This window comes from Pantoea sp. (genome assembly GCF_028283705.1).
Taxonomy (GTDB): domain Bacteria; phylum Pseudomonadota; class Gammaproteobacteria; order Enterobacterales; family Enterobacteriaceae; genus Pantoea.
Genome location: NZ_JAPWKD010000022.1, coordinates 12,522 through 28,673, shown reverse-complemented (window position 1 = coordinate 28,673; position 16,152 = coordinate 12,522). Strand labels below are relative to the sequence as shown.

At 51.8% G+C, this 16,152-nt stretch carries 10 protein-coding genes, 4 tRNA genes and 1 pseudogene; 13 read left to right on the top strand and 2 right to left on the bottom strand.

All coding sequences use genetic code 11. The features are described from left to right. Positions 1 to 74: 74 nt before the first annotated feature. Positions 75 to 1,025 (bottom strand): type I pantothenate kinase, encoded by a 951-nt coding sequence (gene coaA, locus PW844_RS19205; protein ID WP_299455324.1) that lies wholly within the window; start codon positions 1,023 to 1,025, stop codon positions 75 to 77. A 530-nt stretch (positions 1,026 to 1,555) separates the two neighbouring features. Between coaA and PW844_RS19200 the strand changes: the two genes are divergently transcribed. The 13 genes and pseudogenes from PW844_RS19200 (at position 1,556) to rpoC (ending at position 15,743) form a co-directional block, all read left to right on the top strand. Then, positions 1,556 to 1,631: transfer RNA gene (locus tag PW844_RS19200), tRNA-Thr, on the top strand. 7 nt (positions 1,632 to 1,638) lie between these two features. Then, positions 1,639 to 1,723 (top strand) — tRNA-Tyr (locus tag PW844_RS19195). A 192-nt stretch (positions 1,724 to 1,915) separates the two neighbouring features. Beyond that, positions 1,916 to 1,990, top strand: a tRNA-Gly gene (locus PW844_RS19190). A 5-nt stretch (positions 1,991 to 1,995) separates the two neighbouring features. After that, a tRNA-Thr gene (locus PW844_RS19185) sits at positions 1,996 to 2,071 on the top strand. Positions 2,072 to 2,178: 107 nt separating this feature from the next. Beyond that, positions 2,179 to 3,363, top strand: a complete 1,185-nt coding sequence (tuf, locus tag PW844_RS19180) for an elongation factor Tu (protein WP_299455322.1) — start codon at positions 2,179 to 2,181, stop codon at positions 3,361 to 3,363. A 228-nt stretch (positions 3,364 to 3,591) separates the two neighbouring features. Continuing rightward, positions 3,592 to 3,975: a preprotein translocase subunit SecE gene (gene secE, locus PW844_RS19175; protein WP_208713618.1), complete on the top strand. Its 384-nt coding sequence runs from the start codon at positions 3,592 to 3,594 to the stop codon at positions 3,973 to 3,975. A 1-nt stretch (position 3,976) separates the two neighbouring features. Beyond that, positions 3,977 to 4,522 carry a transcription termination/antitermination protein NusG gene (gene nusG, locus PW844_RS19170; protein ID WP_013507400.1) on the top strand — a complete coding sequence of 182 codons (546 nt, stop codon included), beginning with the start codon at positions 3,977 to 3,979 and terminating at the stop codon, positions 4,520 to 4,522. Between the two features lie 145 nt (positions 4,523 to 4,667). Next, positions 4,668 to 5,096 (top strand): 50S ribosomal protein L11, encoded by a 429-nt coding sequence (rplK, locus tag PW844_RS19165; RefSeq protein ID WP_013507401.1) that lies wholly within the window; start codon positions 4,668 to 4,670, stop codon positions 5,094 to 5,096. A 3-nt stretch (positions 5,097 to 5,099) separates the two neighbouring features. Further along, the gene (gene rplA / locus PW844_RS19160; protein ID WP_084871752.1) at positions 5,100 to 5,804 is read left to right on the top strand and encodes a 50S ribosomal protein L1; all 705 of its coding nucleotides are present in this window, start codon (positions 5,100 to 5,102) and stop codon (positions 5,802 to 5,804) included. 353 nt (positions 5,805 to 6,157) lie between these two features. Then, positions 6,158 to 6,655: a 50S ribosomal protein L10 gene (rplJ, locus tag PW844_RS19155; RefSeq protein WP_084871753.1), complete on the top strand. Its 498-nt coding sequence runs from the start codon at positions 6,158 to 6,160 to the stop codon at positions 6,653 to 6,655. Positions 6,656 to 6,718: 63 nt separating this feature from the next. Further along, positions 6,719 to 7,081, top strand: a complete 363-nt coding sequence (gene rplL, locus PW844_RS19150) for a 50S ribosomal protein L7/L12 (protein ID WP_299455316.1) — start codon at positions 6,719 to 6,721, stop codon at positions 7,079 to 7,081. Between the two features lie 327 nt (positions 7,082 to 7,408). Continuing rightward, positions 7,409 to 11,438: pseudogene (gene rpoB / locus PW844_RS19145) on the top strand (DNA-directed RNA polymerase subunit beta). Between the two features lie 81 nt (positions 11,439 to 11,519). Further along, the gene (rpoC, locus tag PW844_RS19140) at positions 11,520 to 15,743 is read left to right on the top strand and encodes a DNA-directed RNA polymerase subunit beta' (protein WP_208713622.1); all 4,224 of its coding nucleotides are present in this window, start codon (positions 11,520 to 11,522) and stop codon (positions 15,741 to 15,743) included. 58 nt (positions 15,744 to 15,801) lie between these two features. On the opposite strand, the gene PW844_RS19135 is transcribed toward rpoC, so the two are convergent. Beyond that, positions 15,802 to 15,990 (bottom strand): DUF1127 domain-containing protein, encoded by a 189-nt coding sequence (locus PW844_RS19135; protein WP_084871757.1) that lies wholly within the window; start codon positions 15,988 to 15,990, stop codon positions 15,802 to 15,804. Between the last annotated feature and the right edge of the window lie 162 nt (positions 15,991 to 16,152).

The following is a 16,152-nucleotide window of genomic DNA, read 5'->3' as shown; positions in this document are numbered from 1 at the left end:
ACTAATATATGGCTGTGATTTTTTCATTTACAATATTACTGCCCTGAAAAATTCAGGGCAGTAATGTTTATTATTTATTTCCTTAAACGTACATGTTGCACGGCATGATCGGCTGACTTGGTCATAATCAGGCTGGCACGCTCACGTGTCGGCAATATATTTTCTTTTAAATTCAGCCAGTTGATTTCTTTCCACAGCCCGCGCGCAATATTCACAGCTTCTTCTTCTGGAAGTTGCGAATAATGATGGAAATAAGAATCAGGATCGCTGAATGCCCCTTCTCTGAATTTCAGGAAGCGGTTGATATACCAGCTTTCAAGCAGGTCTTCGGGCGCATCGACATATATAGAAAAGTCGACAAAATCTGAAACAAAGACGTGATGAGGGTCGTGTGGATAATCCATACCACTTTGCAGCACGTTTAAACCTTCGAGAATCAGGATATCAGGTTGCTGCACAACTTTATCACCATCCGGAATAACATCATAAATCAGATGTGAGTAAACCGGTGCTGTAACCTGGCTGGCTCCGGATTTTAGGTCGGAAACAAAATTGACCAGACGGTGCATGTCATAGGACTGCGGGAAGCCTTTCTTCTTCATCAACCCACGTTCTTTTAACACCGCATTGGGATGCAGAAAGCCATCGGTGGTGATCAACTCTACTTTGCGATGCTCAGGCCAGCGGCTGAGTAACGCCTGCAGTACACGTGCAGTGGTACTTTTTCCTACTGCCACACTACCCGCGATACTGATGATGTAAGGAATTTTTTGGGCATTAGTCCCAAGAAATTGCTCGAGTACGGCCTGACGTCGCAGATTAGAACTGATGTAGAAATTCAACAGGCGCGACAGCGGCAAATAAATCTCGGCGACCTCTTCCAGCGAAAGGTCTTCGTTAATGCCGCGCAATCGGTCAATTTCACCCTCAGCCAGCGTCATTGGCACAGAGTCACGCAAGGCTGCCCATTGCTGACGGTTGAACTGCAAATAGGGTGTTGTGAGTGGCGTCGTTTTTTTACTCATAAGCATGCATCTGACCGCAAATTCTGGCTCATCTACACCTTGCAGCATCAGGCATACAGCGATGTGTCGAACTCAGTTGCACGTCACAGGGGTAATTTAACGAGAACAATGGGCAGGAGGGTAACACCAGTGTGACTTTAAAAAGAAGTAAAATGATAAACGCAAGCACGCTTTCGTAATCGCGCCCGCATTTTTCTTGTCGCTCAGTAGGTTGTCACAGCAGTTTATGGGGAGCTGACTGGCAGGCATATGAATTTGTTTAAGCACCAGGTGTTAACGGAGTAAGGTGGTGGCATTGAGTAAAATAATATGATGGAAGGGCACTCGTCTCAGAACTGTCGAGCCATTATGAGAAGAGGCATGCAAAAGTTGAGGCGAGGCGTGGGTAAAAAAACAGCACCACTGGACAAAATTTCTGCATTTTATGATTGATTTGCGAGGATTTGCACAAATAGTAAGCGATAGTGCAATTTTGGCAATTTTTTTGTTGCATCCTGCATCGGCTCTTCCTAGAATGCGCGTCACTTGATGCCGGCTTAGCTCAGTTGGTAGAGCAACTGACTTGTAATCAGTAGGTCACCAGTTCGATTCCGGTAGCCGGCACCATCAAGTAGGTGGGATTCCCGAGCGGCCAAAGGGAGCAGACTGTAAATCTGCCGTCACAGACTTCGAAGGTTCGAATCCTTCTCCCACCACCATCTCAACCTCTTGGTTGAGCGTCAGATGAAGTCACCGTCTGATGGGTGAGTTAAACTCTCTCACCTTCGAATTCAGACTGAGCATTGGCGCAGTCAAAGTGTTAGTCGGAAACACTGACTGACTCGAATAATAGAAGGTCTTCTTTTATTATTCATAAGCTACAGAAAGAACAGGTAGCCGAGTTCCAGGATGCGGGCATCGTATAATGGCTATTACCTCAGCCTTCCAAGCTGATGATGCGGGTTCGATTCCCGCTGCCCGCTCCAGATGTGCTGATATGGCTCAGTTGGTAGAGCGCACCCTTGGTAAGGGTGAGGTCCCCAGTTCGACTCTGGGTATCAGCACCACTTCCTTTATCTCTCTCCTGATTCTCTCTCTGTAAAACTAACAGTCAGGCATAGCCTGGTTGATGTGACGATATCTTTGATATATCCGTGTCTTAGAGGGACAAGCGATGGCTAAAGAGCAATTTCAACGTAACAAACTGCACGTAAACGTGGGCACCATCGGTCACGTTGACCACGGTAAAACCACTCTGACTGCTGCGATCACCACCGTTCTGGCTAAAACCTACGGCGGCCAGGCTCGTGCATTTGACCAGATCGACAACGCGCCGGAAGAGAAGGCTCGTGGTATCACCATCAACACTTCACACGTTGAGTACGAAACCCCGACTCGCCACTACGCGCACGTTGACTGCCCGGGCCACGCCGACTACGTGAAAAACATGATCACCGGTGCTGCTCAGATGGATGGCGCAATCCTGGTTGTTGCTGCGACTGACGGCCCGATGCCGCAGACCCGTGAGCACATCCTGCTGGGTCGTCAGGTTGGCGTTCCTTACATCATCGTGTTCCTGAACAAGTGTGACATGGTTGATGACGAAGAGCTGCTGGAACTGGTTGAGATGGAAGTTCGTGACCTGCTGTCACAGTACGACTTCCCGGGCGACGACACTCCGGTAATCCGCGGTTCCGCCCTGAAAGCGCTGGAAGGCGACGCAGAGTGGGAAGCAAAAATCATCGAACTGGCTGGTCACCTGGATACTTACATCCCGGAACCAGAACGTGCGATTGACAAGCCGTTCCTGCTGCCTATCGAAGACGTATTCTCCATCTCCGGCCGTGGTACCGTGGTAACCGGTCGTGTAGAGCGCGGTATGGTTAAAGTGGGTGAAGAAGTTGAAATCGTCGGTATCAAACCTACCGCGAAATCAACCTGTACCGGCGTTGAAATGTTCCGCAAACTGCTGGACGAAGGCCGTGCTGGTGAGAACGTTGGTGTTCTGCTGCGTGGTATCAAACGTGAAGAAATCGAACGTGGTCAGGTACTGGCGAAGCCGGGTTCAATCAAGCCGCACACCAAATTCGAATCTGAAGTGTATATCCTGTCCAAAGACGAAGGCGGCCGTCATACTCCGTTCTTCAAAGGCTACCGTCCGCAGTTCTACTTCCGTACAACTGACGTGACCGGCACCATCGAACTGCCGGAAGGCGTAGAGATGGTAATGCCGGGCGACAACATCAAAATGGTTGTCACCCTGATTCACCCGATCGCGATGGACGAAGGTCTGCGCTTCGCAATCCGCGAAGGCGGCCGTACCGTTGGTGCGGGCGTTGTTGCTAAAGTTATCGCTTAATCTCGATAATATTTGACGCAATGCACACGGAAAGGGCATCATTTGATGCCCTTTTTGCACGCTGTTGTATAGAACCTGGCTCATCAGTGATTTTCGGTCATAATCATTGCTGAGACAGGCTCTGTTAAGCGGTGCAGGATACCGAGTTACGCTCTAAAAGCTCATTCGGTTTGGATGCCTCGCCATGCGGGGCACAACAGTTTCTGAATTATAGTGGCAGGTTGGTTTATGAGTGCGAATACCGAAGCTCAAGGGAGCGGACGCGGCCTGGAAACAGTAAAATGGCTGGCTGTTGCCGTATTACTGGTTGTCGCTATTGTTGGTAATTACTACTACCGCGATGTGACACTTCCGTTGCGTGCGCTGGCTGTAGTGGTTCTGATTGCAGTGGCAGGCGGCGTAGCGTTGCTGACCACGAAAGGCAAAGCGACAGTTGCGTTTGCGCGTGAAGCAAGAACCGAGATGCGTAAGGTCATTTGGCCGACTCGCCAGGAAACGCTGCACACCACGTTAATCGTTGCCGCGGTAACTGCCGTGATGTCACTGATTTTGTGGGGACTGGATGGTATTCTTGTCCGCCTTGTATCGTTTATCACTGGCCTGAGGTTCTGAGATGTCTGAAGCTCCAAAAAAACGCTGGTACGTCGTGCAGGCGTTTTCCGGTTTCGAAGGCCGCGTAGCCCAGTCGCTGCGTGAGCACATCAAATTGCACAATATGGAAGAGTTGTTTGGCGAAGTCATGGTGCCGACTGAAGAAGTCGTAGAAATCCGTGGTGGCCAGCGTCGCAAAAGCGAGCGTAAATTCTTCCCGGGTTACGTACTGGTTCAGATGGTTATGAACGATGCCAGCTGGCATCTGGTGCGTAGCGTACCGCGTGTTATGGGCTTCATTGGTGGTACATCAGACCGTCCGGCACCGATCAGCGATAAAGAAGTGGATGCGATCATGAACCGCCTGCAGCAGGTGGGTGATAAGCCGCGTCCAAAAACACTGTTCGAGCCAGGCGAGATGGTACGCGTCAACGACGGCCCATTTGCCGACTTCAACGGCGTGGTGGAAGAGGTGGATTACGAGAAAAGCCGCCTGAAAGTCTCTGTTTCCATCTTCGGTCGTGCTACACCTGTTGAGCTGGACTTCAGCCAGGTGGAAAAAGGCTAACACCTTATACATTTTTATAGTTGCAGCAGGCGCGGAATTTATCTACAATTTCGCGCCTTTTGTTTTTATGCGCTGGCGACAGCGTATGAATTGTCATCACGGGGAGCCTGTTTTTCAGGCGCTATAACCCAATTGAGGAAATATCATGGCTAAGAAAGTACAAGCCTATGTCAAGCTGCAGGTTGCAGCTGGTATGGCTAACCCGAGCCCACCGGTTGGTCCAGCTCTGGGTCAGCAGGGCGTTAACATCATGGAATTCTGTAAAGCGTTTAACGCGAAGACCGAATCTCTGGAAAAAGGTCTGCCGACTCCTGTTGTTATCACCGTATACAGCGACCGTTCTTTCACCTTCGTTACCAAAACACCTCCGGCTGCCGTACTGCTGAAAAAAGCAGCGGGCATCAAGTCTGGTTCTGGTAAGCCGAACAAAGACAAAGTCGGTAAAGTAACCCGTGCTCAGGTACGTGAAATCGCAGAAACCAAAGCTGCGGACATGACTGGTGCTGACGTAGAAGCGATGACTCGCTCTATCGAAGGTACTGCTCGTTCCATGGGCCTGGTAGTGGAGGACTAAGAAATGGCTAAGCTGACCAAGCGCATGCGCGTGATCCGTGACAAAGTTGATGTGACAAAACAGTATGACATCAACGAAGCTGTTGCTCTGCTGAAAGAACTGGCTACTGCTAAGTTTGTAGAGAGCGTAGACGTTGCTGTTAACCTCGGCATCGATGCTCGTAAATCTGATCAGAACGTACGTGGTGCAACTGTACTGCCGCACGGTACTGGTCGTTCAGTACGCGTTGCCGTATTTACCCAGGGCGCAAACGCTGAAGCTGCTAAAGCAGCTGGCGCAGAGCTGGTAGGTATGGAAGATCTGGCTGACCAGATCAAAAAAGGCGAAATGAACTTTGACGTTGTTATTGCTTCTCCGGATGCAATGCGCGTTGTTGGCCAACTCGGCCAGGTTCTGGGCCCGCGTGGTCTGATGCCAAACCCGAAAGTGGGTACTGTAACCCCGAACGTTGCTGAAGCGGTTAAAAATGCTAAAGCGGGTCAGGTTCGTTATCGTAACGACAAAAACGGCATCATTCACACCACCATCGGTAAAGTGGACTTCGACACTGACAAACTGAAAGAAAACCTGGAATCTCTGCTGGTTGCGCTGAAAAAAGCAAAACCTGCTCAGGCGAAAGGCGTGTACATCAAGAAAGTTAGCCTGTCCACCACCATGGGCGCTGGCGTTGCCATCGACCAGGCTGGTCTGAACGCAGTAGCAAACTAATTGCTGCTTGTAACGGGCGAAAAATTCATCTAGAATCTTACGCCCGTTGTTCTGGTTGATCGTTCAATTCAGAACCCAGATTCATAGTGAATGGAGAGTAAAGGTTAACCCCTTTGTAATTCAGTCACTAAGGTTGGAGCCAGGCCTTATCCTGGCCTCCGTCCAAGACCGCAGGAGCGCAACATCTTCGGATGAAACGCTTAATCCCCTGCGTAGACGGTGACAGAACCAAAAAGAATTTTTTTCTTCACTGGATTCTGCTCACCGTGTAATAGCGCTTATTGCCTTCGGGTAAATAGGTGAAGTGAGTTCCAGGGAAATCCTTCCCTGGTCAAATCCAGGAGCAAAAGCTAATGGCATTAAATCTTCAAGACAAACAAGCGATTGTTGCTGAAGTCAGCGAAGTAGCCAAAGGCGCGCTGTCAGCGGTTGTTGCGGATTCCCGCGGCGTGACCGTTGATAAAATGACCGAACTGCGTAAAGCAGGTCGTGAAGCTGGCGTTTACATGCGTGTTGTTCGTAACACCCTGCTGCGCCGCGTCGTTGAAGGTACTCCTTTCGAGTGCCTGAAAGACACGTTTGTTGGTCCGACCCTGATTGCATACTCTATGGAACACCCGGGCGCTGCTGCTCGTCTGTTCAAAGAGTTCGCGAAAGCGAATGCAAAATTCGAGGTCAAAGCTGCAGCCTTTGAAGGTGAGCTGATCACGGCGGCCAATATTGACCGTCTGGCAACTCTGCCGACTTACGAAGAAGCACTGGCACGTCTGATGTCGACCATGAAAGAAGCCGCTGCTGGCAAACTGGTCCGCACTCTGGCTGCTGTTCGCGATGCAAAAGAAGCGGCTTAAGGCCAGCTCTTTTCCTTCGTACTTTAACGCATAAACTTATACTGATTCTTAGGAACAATTGTTATGTCTATCACTAAAGACCAAATTCTGGAAGCTGTTGCAGCTATGTCCGTAATGGAAGTAGTTGAGCTGGTTTCTGCTATGGAAGAAAAATTCGGCGTTTCTGCTGCTGCTGCTGTAGCTGTTGCTGCTGGCCCGGCTGAAGCTGTTGAAGAGAAAACTGAATTCGACGTTCACCTGAAAGCTGCTGGTGCGAACAAAGTTGCAGTAATCAAAGCTGTACGTACCGCAACTGGTCTGGGCCTGAAAGAAGCCAAAGATCTGGTTGAAGCTACTGGCGTGATCAAAGAAGGCATCAGCAAAGATGACGCTGCTGCTCTCGAAGCACTGCTGAAAGAAGCTGGCGCTGAAGTTGAAGTTAAGTAAGACAACCTTCGGGTTGCAGTCTGAGTAGTTTCAGGCTGATGGCTGGTGACTTTTTGGTCACCAGCCTTTTTGCGCTACAGAGCCTCAATGGGGTTTCGCATTATTTGTCCATTGGTGCTCTTCAATATCTTTTTCTATCGACGACTTAATATACTGTTTTCCTGCGCGGGTTCCCTGCCCATGCTGAAGCAATGAAATGATTTAAGAGTGATAGAAAGATGTATTGCATGTGATGCCTCGCATCGCATGAGAAACAAAATAGTGTTGCATGAACTGTCCTTCAGGACGGACAGCGTGGGTCGACTTGTCAGCTAGCTGAGGAACCCTATGGTTTACTCCTATACCGAGAAAAAACGTATTCGTAAGGATTTTGGTAAACGTCCGCAAGTGCTGGACATACCTTATCTCCTTTCTATCCAGCTTGACTCGTTCCAGAAGTTTATCGAGCAAGATCCAGAAGGTCAGTACGGACTGGAAGCAGCATTCCGTTCCGTATTCCCGATCGCGAGCTACAGCGGCAACTCCGAGTTGCAGTATGTTAGCTACCGTCTGGGTGAACCTGTCTTTGACGTAAAAGAATGTCAGATCCGTGGCGTGACGTTTTCTGCACCGCTGCGCGTCAAACTGCGTCTGGTGATCTACGAGCGCGAAGCGCCGGAAGGCACAGTCAAAGACATTAAAGAACAAGAAGTTTACATGGGCGAAATTCCGCTCATGACCGAAAACGGTACTTTTGTTATCAACGGTACTGAGCGTGTTATCGTTTCTCAGCTGCATCGTAGTCCTGGCGTTTTCTTTGACAGCGATAAGGGTAAAACGCACTCTTCCGGTAAAGTGCTGTATAACGCACGTATCATCCCTTACCGCGGTTCATGGCTCGACTTCGAGTTTGACCCGAAAGACAACCTGTTCGTCCGTATTGACCGTCGCCGTAAGCTGCCGGCCAGTATCATTCTGCGCGCGCTGCATTACACCACGGAGCAGATTCTTGATCTGTTCTTTGAGAAAGTGGTGTTCGAAATCCGCGACAACAAACTGCAGATGGAACTGGTGCCTGAGCGCCTGCGTGGTGAAACCGCCTCCTTCGATATCGAAGCCAACGGTACGGTCTACGTTGAGAAAGCTCGTCGTATCACTGCCCGCCACATCCGCCAGCTGGAAAAAGACAATATCCAGCACATCGAAGTACCGGTTGAATACATTGCCGGTAAAGTGGTGGCAAAAGACTACATTGACGAAAACACCGGTGAGCTGATTGTTGCAGCGAACATGGAACTGTCTCTGGATCTGCTGGCGAAACTGAGCCAGTCCGGTCATAAGCGCATTGAGACCCTGTTCACCAACGATCTGGATCATGGTCCGTATATTTCCGAAACACTGCGTGTTGACCCAACCAACGATCGCCTGAGCGCGCTGGTTGAGATCTACCGCATGATGCGTCCTGGCGAGCCGCCGACGCGTGAAGCTGCGGAAAACCTGTTCGAGAACCTGTTCTTCTCTGAAGATCGTTACGATCTGTCTGCGGTTGGCCGCATGAAGTTCAACCGTTCTCTGCTGCGTGACGAGATCGAAGGTTCCGGTATCCTGAGCAAAGTCCGACATCATTGAAGTGATGAAGAAGCTCATCGATATCCGTAACGGTAAAGGCGAAGTGGACGATATCGACCACCTCGGCAACCGTCGTATCCGTTCCGTCGGCGAAATGGCAGAAAACCAGTTCCGTGTTGGCCTGGTGCGTGTAGAGCGTGCGGTGAAAGAGCGTCTTTCCCTGGGCGATCTCGACACTCTGATGCCTCAGGATATGATCAACGCCAAGCCGATTTCTGCGGCAGTGAAAGAGTTCTTTGGTTCCAGCCAGCTGTCTCAGTTTATGGACCAGAACAATCCGCTGTCTGAAATCACGCATAAGCGTCGTATTTCTGCCCTCGGCCCAGGCGGTCTGACCCGTGAACGTGCTGGCTTCGAAGTACGTGACGTACACCCGACTCACTACGGTCGCGTATGTCCAATCGAAACGCCGGAAGGTCCGAACATCGGTCTGATCAACTCGCTGTCTGTGTACGCACAGACCAACGAGTATGGCTTCCTGGAAACGCCTTATCGTCGCGTTGTTGACGGTAAAGTGAGCGACGAAATCCATTACCTCTCTGCAATTGAAGAAGGTAACTTCGTTATCGCTCAGGCGAACACCAACCTGAACGACGACGGTTCATTCGTTGACGATCTGGTTACCTGCCGTAGCAAAGGCGAATCGAGCCTGTTCAGCCGCGACCAGGTTGACTATATGGACGTTTCGACCCAGCAGGTGGTTTCTGTTGGTGCGTCACTGATCCCGTTCCTGGAACACGATGACGCCAACCGTGCATTGATGGGTGCAAACATGCAACGTCAGGCGGTTCCGACTCTGCGTGCTGATAAGCCGCTGGTTGGTACCGGTATGGAACGTGCTGTTGCTGTTGACTCCGGTGTAACCGCCGTAGCCAAACGTGGCGGTACTATCCAGTACGTTGATGCATCACGTATCGTGATCAAGGTTAACGAAGATGAGATGTACCCGGGCGAAGCCGGCATCGACATCTACAACCTGACCAAATATACCCGTTCGAACCAGAACACCTGTATCAACCAGATGCCGTGTGTTTCTCTGGGCGAACCGATTGAGCGCGGCGACGTGCTGGCAGATGGCCCGTCTACCGACCTCGGTGAACTGGCGCTGGGCCAGAACATGCGCGTAGCGTTCATGCCGTGGAACGGTTACAACTTCGAAGACTCCATCCTTGTTTCTGAGCGTGTAGTACAGGAAGACCGTTTCACTACCATCCATATTCAGGAACTGGCTTGTGTGTCTCGTGACACCAAACTGGGGCCAGAAGAGATCACTGCTGACATCCCGAACGTGGGTGAAGCTGCGCTCTCCAAACTGGATGAATCCGGCATTGTTTACATCGGTGCTGAAGTGACCGGTGGTGACATTCTGGTTGGTAAAGTTACACCGAAAGGTGAAACCCAGCTGACGCCAGAAGAGAAACTGCTGCGTGCGATCTTCGGTGAAAAAGCCTCTGATGTGAAAGATTCGTCACTGCGCGTGCCGAACGGCGTTTCCGGTACTGTTATTGACGTGCAGGTCTTCACCCGCGATGGCGTGGAAAAAGACAAGCGCGCGCTGGAAATCGAAGAAATGCAGCTGAAGCAGGCGAAGAAAGACCTGTCTGAAGAACTGCAGATCCTCGAAGCTGGCCTGTTTGGTCGTATCCAGGCGGTACTGATCTCTGGTGGTGTTGAGGCTGAGAAGCTGGACAAGCTGCCGCGCGAGCGCTGGCTGGAACTGGGCCTGACCGACGAAGAGAAACAGAACGCACTGGAGCAGCTGGCTGAGCAGTATGACGAGCTGAAGCACGAGTTTGAGAAGAAACTCGAAGCGAAGCGTCGCAAGATCACCCAGGGCGATGACCTGGCACCGGGCGTGCTGAAAATCGTTAAGGTGTATCTGGCGGTTAAACGTCAAATCCAGCCTGGTGACAAGATGGCAGGTCGTCACGGGAACAAAGGTGTTATCTCCAAGATCAACCCGATCGAAGATATGCCTTACGATGAGAACGGCACGCCGGTCGATATCGTTCTGAACCCGCTGGGCGTACCGTCACGTATGAACATCGGTCAGATCCTGGAAACCCACCTGGGTATGGCAGCGAAAGGTATTGGTGAGAAAATCAATGCCATGCTGAAGAAGCAGGAAGAAGTTGCCAAACTGCGTGAGTTTATCCAGCGTGCTTACGATCTGGGCACTGACGTGCGTCAGAAAGTTGACCTGAACACTTTCAGCGATGATGAAGTGCTGCGTCTGGCAGAGAACCTGAAAAAAGGTATGCCGATCGCAACACCAGTGTTTGACGGCGCGAAAGAAAGCGAAATCAAAGAGCTGCTGCAGCTCGGCGGTCTGCCTTCTTCCGGCCAGATTACCCTGTTTGACGGCCGTACCGGCGAGCAGTTCGAGCGTCAGGTTACCGTTGGCTACATGTACATGCTGAAACTGAACCACCTGGTCGACGACAAGATGCACGCCCGTTCCACCGGTTCTTACAGCCTGGTGACTCAGCAGCCGCTGGGTGGTAAAGCACAGTTCGGTGGCCAGCGCTTCGGTGAGATGGAAGTGTGGGCACTGGAAGCATACGGTGCCGCTTATACCCTGCAGGAAATGCTGACCGTTAAGTCTGATGACGTGAATGGCCGTACGAAGATGTATAAAAACATCGTCGATGGCAACCATCAGATGGAACCGGGCATGCCGGAATCCTTCAACGTCCTGTTGAAAGAGATTCGCTCGCTGGGTATCAACATCGAGCTGGAAGACGAGTAAGCACTCGCATTTGTACTGGTTATGGGATGTTCGGCTGATGTCGAACATCCCTGAGAGTCTCACTCCGACGGGAGCTAATCCGTGAAAGACTTACTTAAGTTTCTGAAAGCGCAAACTAAAACCGAAGAGTTTGATGCGATCAAAATTGCTCTGGCTTCGCCAGACATGATCCGTTCCTGGTCTTTTGGTGAAGTGAAAAAGCCGGAAACCATTAACTACCGTACCTTCAAGCCGGAGCGTGACGGTCTTTTCTGTGCCCGTATTTTCGGACCAGTAAAAGATTACGAGTGCCTGTGCGGTAAGTACAAGCGCCTGAAACACCGTGGCGTGATTTGTGAGAAGTGTGGCGTTGAAGTCACACAGACCAAAGTGCGTCGTGAGCGTATGGGCCATATCGAACTGGCTTCTCCGACTGCCCACATTTGGTTCCTGAAATCACTGCCGTCCCGCATCGGTTTGCTGCTGGATATGCCGTTGCGTGACATCGAGCGCGTGCTGTACTTCGAATCCTATGTGGTTGTCGAAGGTGGCATGACCAACCTCGAAAAACGTCAGATCCTGACTGAAGAGCAGTACCTCGACGCGCTGGAAGAATTCGGTGACGAATTCGACGCGAAGATGGGTGCGGAAGCAATTCAGGCTCTGTTGAAAAACATGGATCTGGAGCAGGAATGCGAACAGCTGCGTGAAGAGCTGAACGAAACCAACTCCGAAACCAAGCGTAAGAAGCTGACCAAGCGTATCAAGCTGCTGGAAGCGTTCGTGCAGTCTGGCAACAAGCCGGAGTGGATGATCCTGACCGTGCTGCCGGTACTGCCGCCGGATCTGCGTCCGCTGGTTCCGTTGGATGGTGGTCGTTTCGCTACCTCGGATCTGAACGATCTGTATCGTCGCGTGATCAACCGTAACAACCGTCTGAAACGTCTGCTGGATCTGGCTGCGCCAGATATCATCGTACGTAACGAAAAACGTATGTTGCAGGAAGCGGTTGATGCATTGCTGGATAACGGCCGTCGTGGTCGCGCCATCACTGGCTCCAACAAGCGTCCGCTGAAATCACTGGCCGACATGATCAAAGGTAAGCAGGGTCGTTTCCGTCAGAACCTGCTGGGTAAACGTGTCGACTACTCTGGTCGTTCGGTTATCACCGTGGGTCCATACCTGCGTCTGCACCAGTGTGGTCTGCCGAAGAAAATGGCACTGGAGCTGTTCAAACCGTTCATCTACGGCAAGCTGGAACTGCGTGGCCTCGCCACCACCATCAAAGCCGCGAAGAAAATGGTTGAGCGCGAAGAAGCCGTCGTTTGGGATATCCTGGACGAAGTTATTCGTGAACACCCGGTACTGCTGAACCGTGCGCCAACCCTGCACCGTCTGGGTATTCAGGCGTTTGAACCGGTTCTGATCGAAGGTAAAGCGATCCAGCTGCACCCGCTGGTTTGTGCGGCATATAACGCCGACTTCGATGGTGACCAGATGGCCGTTCACGTACCGCTGACGCTGGAAGCCCAGCTGGAAGCGCGTGCGCTGATGATGTCTACCAACAACATCCTGTCACCGGCGAACGGCGAGCCAATCATCGTTCCGTCTCAGGACGTTGTTCTGGGTCTGTACTACATGACCCGTGACAAAGTGAACGCCAAAGGCGAAGGCATGGTGCTGACTGGCCCGAAAGAAGCTGAGCGTGTTTACCGCGCTGGCCTGGCCGAGCTGCATGCCCGCGTAAAAGTGCGTATCACCGAGTTCAGCAAAAACGAACAGGATGAATTCGTTGCGAAAACCAGCCTGATCGACACTACCATTGGTCGTGCGATCCTGTGGATGATCGTGCCGAAAGGTCTGCCTTACTCCATCGTCAACCAGGCGCTGGGTAAAAAAGCTATCTCCAAAATGCTGAACACCTGTTACCGCATTCTGGGCCTGAAGCCGACCGTTATCTTTGCTGACCAGACCATGTACACCGGTTTTGCCTATGCAGCCCGTTCAGGTGCTTCTGTAGGTATCGACGACATGGTTATCCCGGCGAAGAAAGCTGAGATCATCGCAGAAGCGGAAGCTGAAGTTGCTGAGATTCAGGAACAGTTCCAGTCTGGTCTGGTAACCGCTGGCGAACGTTACAACAAAGTCATCGATATCTGGGCCGCAGCGAACGAACGCGTCTCTAAAGCGATGATGGACAACCTGCAGACCGAAACCGTGATCAACCGTCACGGCGAAGAAGAGAAGCAGGTTTCCTTTAACAGCATCTACATGATGGCCGACTCCGGTGCGCGTGGTTCTGCGGCACAGATTCGTCAGTTGGCAGGTATGCGTGGTCTGATGGCGAAGCCGGATGGCTCCATCATCGAAACGCCGATCACCGCGAACTTCCGTGAAGGTCTGAACGTACTCCAGTACTTCATTTCAACGCACGGTGCGCGTAAAGGTCTGGCGGATACCGCACTGAAAACCGCGAACTCCGGTTATCTGACCCGTCGTCTGGTTGACGTGGCGCAGGACCTGGTCGTGACCGAAGACGATTGTGGTACCTTCGAAGGTATCATGATGACGCCGGTTATCGAGGGTGGTGATGTTAAAGAGCCGCTGCGTGAGCGTGTACTGGGTCGTGTGACCGCAGAAGACGTGCTCAAGCCGGGCACCGCAGACATTCTGATCCCGCGTAACACCCTGCTCGATGAGCACTGGTGTGATGTGGTTGAACAGAACTCTGTTGACTCCATCAAAGTGCGTTCAGTCGTAAGCTGTGAAACCGACTTCGGTGTGTGTGCACACTGCTACGGTCGCGATCTGGCACGTGGTCACATCATCAACAAAGGTGAGGCCATCGGCGTTATCGCAGCACAGTCCATCGGTGAGCCGGGTACTCAGCTGACGATGCGTACGTTCCACATCGGTGGTGCGGCATCTCGTGCGGCTGCTGAATCCAGCATTCAGGTGAAGAACAAAGGTACTATCAAGCTGACCAACGCGAAAACCGTTACCAACTCCACTGGTAAGCTGGTCATCGTTTCGCGTAACGTTGAGCTGAAAATGATCGACGAGTTCGGTCGTACCAAAGAAAGCTATAAAGTACCTTACGGTGCTGTGATGGCGAAAGGTGATGGTGAGCAGGTCAACGCGGGCGAAACCGTGGCGAACTGGGATCCGCATACCATGCCGGTTATCACCGAAGTGAACGGTTTCATCCGCTTCACCGACATGATCGACGGCCAGACCATTACCCGTCAGACTGACGAGTTAACCGGTCTGTCTTCGCTGGTGATCCTGGACTCTGCTGAGCGTACTGCGGGTGGTAAAGACCTGCGTCCGGCACTGAAAATCGTTGATGCCAATGGCGACGACGTTCTGATCCCGGGCACCGACATGCCGGCTCAGTACTTCCTGCCGGGTAAAGCGATTGTTCAGCTGGAAGATGGCGTGAAGATCAGCGCGGGTGACACCCTGTCGCGTGTACCGCAGGAATCTGGCGGTACCAAGGACATCACCGGTGGTCTGCCACGCGTTGCGGATCTGTTCGAAGCGCGTCGTCCGAAAGAGCCAGCAATCCTGGCGGAGATCAGCGGTATCATCTCCTTCGGTAAAGAGACCAAAGGTAAGCGTCGTCTGGTAATTACCCCGGTTGATGGCAGCGATCCGTACGAAGAGATGATTCCGAAATGGCGTCAGCTCAACGTGTTTGAAGGTGAGCGCGTAGAACGTGGTGACGTGGTTTCGGACGGTCCGGAATCTCCGCACGACATTCTGCGTCTGCGTGGCGTTCATGCTGTGACCCGTTACATCACTAACGAAGTGCAGGAAGTTTACCGTCTGCAAGGCGTTAAGATTAACGATAAGCACATTGAAGTCATCGTGCGTCAGATGCTGCGTAAAGCGACCATCGTCAGCGCAGGAAGCACCGACTTCCTGGAAGGTGAGCAGGCCGAAGTGTCTCGCATCAAGATCTCTAACCGTGATCTGGAAGCGAATGGCAAACTGGGCGCCACCTACATGCGTGACCTGCTGGGTATCACCAAAGCGTCTCTGGCAACCGAGTCGTTCATCTCTGCTGCATCGTTCCAGGAGACCACACGTGTCCTGACCGAAGCTGCGGTAGCGGGCAAACGCGACGAACTGCGTGGCCTGAAAGAGAACGTTATCGTGGGTCGTCTGATCCCGGCCGGTACCGGTTACGCATACCATCAGGATCGTATGCGTCGCCGTCAGGTAGGCGAAGTGCAGGTTGCACCGCAGGTTACTGCGGATGAAGCCTCTGCAAGCCTGGCTGAACTGCTGAACGCCGGTCTCGGCGGTAGCGACGACGAGTAATCACTCGATTCGCTAATAAAAAACCCTGCCTCGGCAGGGTTTTTTTTCGTCTGTATTCTCAGTTCCGGCGGTCTATGTCACCGCGCGTTAAGCCGATATCGCGCAGCTGCGTATCGCTCAGGTGCGACAGTATGCGTCGGGTTTCCCGGCGTAAACGCCAGGACTTCACCAGTTGCCGCAGTGCACGCAACATATCCAGCAACGTTATATTGAAAGGTCTTGCCGCACGGTTTTGATCGAATTCCATTATCCTGCCCTCGGTATGATGTCTGAGAAGCATTGTCCGGTTTTCGATCGTTTCAATACAGATTCAAAAAACACATTTATTCAACATACAGATTGCATTGTGATGGATCTGAATGGTAAAAATTATCCTCATCTGTACTGGTTTCTTCCAGATTAAAATCAT